Origin of the sequence: Arthrobacter sp. H14 (assembly GCF_000520495.1) — a bacterium.
Classification (GTDB): Bacteria; Actinomycetota; Actinomycetes; order Actinomycetales; family Micrococcaceae; genus Arthrobacter_C.
On record NZ_AZRX01000497.1, the window covers coordinates 1 to 3,806 of the forward strand.

Genomic DNA, 3,806 nt, shown 5'->3' on the forward strand with positions numbered 1-3,806 from the left:
CAATCGCTTTCACCGTCGGCTGCGTCGCACTTGTGCTGCATCCATCGCGGGCGAATCAATGGTGGAGCGTCCCGTTCGGTGCCGGAGTAGCCATGACCGTAGACGAGCTACCCGTTATGACGGGCCGCAACAACCCATATTGGGGCGAGGAACGCTACGCCCTGATGCTTTACGTCACCGGAACCGTCGCTGTGTCCGGTCTCTTGGCCGTCTTTCTGAGACGTGGCCGCCATATCCGGCGCGGCGGCCATTCCGCTATGGCCTTCATCCAAGACTCTGGAACGAACGGCGACGAGTCCATCAGTAGGGGGCATTCATCCGGCGGCGCGCCACAAGGGGCGCCGATCTGGCTATCCGATGACCAGATCATGCTCCGACTGCATGGCACACGCAGTGAAGAAGTGTTGCTATGGACTCATTCACGCGATGACTCCGTGGCCAGGCTGCCGAACCCTCTCGATGGTGAGGAAGAGGTAGAAGTCAGACGTGAACTCGAATTATTTCGGCTGCTCTCGGTGAAAACATCGCTGGATCGGCAATGGGAACTGACCGAGGCAGGAACACGAATCGCAGGCAAAATCGCGGTGGCCGTTGACGACGAACGCGGACATCGGCACCGTCGCCTGCGCATTGCGGTGCACCAACGAATCCAGAAAAGGAAACAGCCTCGCTCCGGTTTCGTCCAGGGCAATATCGGACGCCTTCCGCCGACAACCCAAAAGTTCACCCAGCTTGCCGAAAGGATCTGCTCGCGAAATTCAATTCTATAGAGGCATCCCTGTCCTTCAGGCAGTTGACATATGCGCCCGTTATCGGCGTTTACATCCGACCAAAACTACAGCGTTTGCGTGTCAATCTAAGCGATTTCTCCGCGTGACGGGCGCTCGGGCCACAGGTTGAAAGATTGGAGGTACTCGGTTGATTCAGCGTGCTCACGGAACTCGAGCAGGTTTCCGACCTTCTCCGTTAATACCTCTCGCACTTCGGCGGGGCTGGCGAAGAAGAACTCCTTACGGGAATTAGCCCGGTTGAGGGCCCTGGCCGCGAAGTGTTTGTGTAGCTCGTTCTCGAGTGTGACGGCGTCTTCTGAGAAGAACAGCGTATGGATGTCGAAACGGAATGGGACGGCCGCGCCGCTGAGCTCGCTTACACGTTCTGCGGGTTCGAGGCGCCGAGTCAGGCCGATCTTCACCACGTCTTCTCCGAATGCACCGCGATTGGAGATCACGTAGATGTAACCCGCGCGGATGTTCGCGGTCCTGAAGTCGTTTTGGGTGATCGCTTCGTCGATAGCAACGAGTCGCAGCTCCAGATCGGAATCTGCCTTGCCCGAGGCTCGTATTGCCTCGAGCGCGTTCAGGATGTGGCTGCGTTCCTTATCGAGCCTGGCGCGGTCCTCGGCGAGTTCGCGTTCGACGCGCTTTTCTTCGCGCAGCCGAGCTCTTTCTTCCCGCTCGGCTTCCTTCTCTTCCTGCTTTTTCATCAGCCAATCGGCGGTGAGCTCGATCTCCTGGAGGCGCAGTTGGTGGAACTCGTCGCTGATATGCATCTCCATGAGGCTGCCTAGCTTGGCGATAGCAGCGCGGGACGCTTCGAGTCGACGCTTCGCGGTCGCAACGTTGCCGACCCTGAGCGATCTGATGCTGTTGTCAGCCTCGGCGTTGTAGGCCCGGAGCATGAGTTTGGCGAGGTCATCGGACATCCGGCGGCCCTTGGCCAATGAATTGTCGAAGGTGAACAGATTCGATTTCACAATCGCCCTGCTCGCCTTCACAAGCTCCGCTACCTGCGACTCAATCTTCTCCAGACGGTCCCGGAAGGCCGTAGCGTTCTCCAACGGATGGTGATACCGGTAGATCCCGACTTCCTGCAGCACCTTCCCATCATCGAGCTCAACGTATTGGCCAGAGGCCGCGTTCGCCTCGGACAATTGATGTCTCAGCGATGCGTTCTCGGCCTCCAGAAATGAGAGACGGGCTTCATCTGGGGGTGCGGTAGCAGCGGAGTGCTCGGGCGGTGCCTTCGTTTCGGGCACCGGGGCCACCGCGGGCGATGGGGCTGTCTCGTCTGCGGGTCCGCATCCTTCGGCTGGTAGCCAAAGTTGCCAACCCTCAGGCGGCGATGGCCACATGGGGTCTGGCTGCCACCCGGCAGGCGGTCGCCATCCGGGCGGCGGTTGAGGCCAACCCGGAGGGGGGTTGAAGATCGGTGCTTGTCGGTCTGCTGTCATCAGGATCGGCGTATGCCTGAACCACTAGCTGGAACCAGACCCAGCGGGTTCTTCGAGACTGCAGCACCGAGATGCTCGAGTGTTGCCGACGGCGTGACGGCGGCGAGTTCGAGTTCGGAGAACGAATCACGGGGTGCCCCTACGGCCACGAACGGGATATAGGTTTCATTTCCAGTGGCGGGGTTGATGGTCTCGGTGCCGACTTCAAGGGCGATGCTTTGAACCAGTCCCCGCCTGTCGGCCTCAAAAACTTCGTGCAAAGTACGGAGCGCTACCTGGTGAACGATGCCGGCGTAGCGATCCTTCGAATCTTTCTGGGAGAGCGCCACTGGCGTGATCTCATCGCTAGCCTTCACATACCGGTATGACTTGATCGTAGGAACGTTGTCGGGACCTGGTATCAGTACCCGTATCGATAGTTCAGCGGTGTCGGGGTCGAACTCAGCCTGGTGATCGACGTCGAAGTCCTCAGGGTAGACGGAGTTCGCCAGAACGATGCCGATGTATTCCTGTACGGCATCGACCACTCCGTAACTGAGATTTGCGATCAGCTGGTCCACCGAAGCGTTGTGCTCGGCGATCTCCTGGTCGCGTTGAGCGCATGCATCTTTGTAGCGTGTCACTGCTTGTTCTAGCGCTTGCTGGCGTAGCTGTTCTTGTGCAGCGTATTGTTCTTCCAACCTGCGGCGCCTCTCGGGAAGCCTTTGCATCTCGTGCTCCCACTGAGCGTGTGCTTGGTTGAACGCCTCCTCCGCCTGGGCTTGGGCCTCCGTCAGTTTTTTCTTTCGCCCGAAGAGCCCACTCGGCGCGCGTGGTGGTTGAAACACCGGCCGTTCGGGCTCAGGAGGCAGCGCCGGTGGGGGAGTTGGGTTACGCTAGTCCTGACGATCAAAGGGAGGGTGCTCGACAGTTCGGCGCAAATCCTCCAACTCTACGTAATCATCAACGCGCAACGTAGCGTCGAGAAGGGTGTCAACACTGTCATACGTGGCGGCAAGCTCGGCATTCAGCTGTTCGACCTCCGCTTGCATGGAAGCAACGTGCGCCGCGGCCGCTTCCTTCTCGAATTGCTTGCGCTCGGCCTCCGAAGCGCGCTGTGCCGCATGGAGCGCGCGTTGTTCAGCTCTCTGCGCCTGCTCATACCGGCGGACAGCCGTCGCCTGTCCCCGTACCGCAGCACGCTGACGTTGCTCAGCAAGCCTGTTCTGATGCTGAATCTCAGCAAGAAATCCTCGTCGACGTGCCACAATTTACCCCCAGAGCTTTTTGGACCACACTACCAACGAACGAAATTAGGATGAAGCTCCCGGAAAGCGACATGTCGAACCACCGACCGACACGGCGGCGCCAAGATCCAGTCCACATATGCGCTGTTATCGGGGTTAGCTCTTGCTGAACGTGTCAGAGTCGCGTTGCCCAGCTGTCGTGACGGTCGATATAAACTCCGGCCAGTGGCACATGATGAGCGTGACTGTTCCGACCTAGCGAACGACTCGGAGACTCGGCCGGCTGTCTTGAGCTCCAATTATTTCGCGCACTCTTGCCGCTGGCCATTGAAGTTCATTGGCTAGATCTA

4 protein-coding genes are annotated in these 3,806 nt (G+C 59.1%); 2 read left to right on the plus strand and 2 right to left on the minus strand.

From position 1 onward, the window contains the following. On the plus strand, positions 1-770 hold a 770-nt coding region (locus Y707_RS22675; protein WP_035779944.1), incomplete at its 5' end, for a hypothetical protein. 86 nt (positions 771-856) lie between these two features. Here the strand turns inward: Y707_RS22675 and Y707_RS0101850 are convergent. Together Y707_RS0101850 and Y707_RS32510 are read right to left on the minus strand one after the other, a co-directional pair. Beyond that, entirely contained in the window at positions 857-2,035 is a 1,179-nt protein-coding gene (locus Y707_RS0101850; protein WP_253905022.1) for an SNIPE associated domain-containing protein, read from the minus strand. Between the two features lie 194 nt (positions 2,036-2,229). After that, positions 2,230-2,910, minus strand: coding sequence for a hypothetical protein (locus Y707_RS32510; protein WP_253905023.1), 681 nt, complete (start codon positions 2,908-2,910; stop codon positions 2,230-2,232). A gap of 219 nt (positions 2,911-3,129) precedes the next feature. Here Y707_RS32510 and Y707_RS32515 point away from each other — a divergent pair, with 219 nt between their 5' ends. Beyond that, the gene (locus Y707_RS32515; RefSeq protein ID WP_253905024.1) at positions 3,130-3,531 is read left to right on the plus strand and encodes a hypothetical protein; all 402 of its coding nucleotides are present in this window, start codon (positions 3,130-3,132) and stop codon (positions 3,529-3,531) included. The last annotated feature ends 275 nt before the right edge of the window (positions 3,532-3,806 follow it).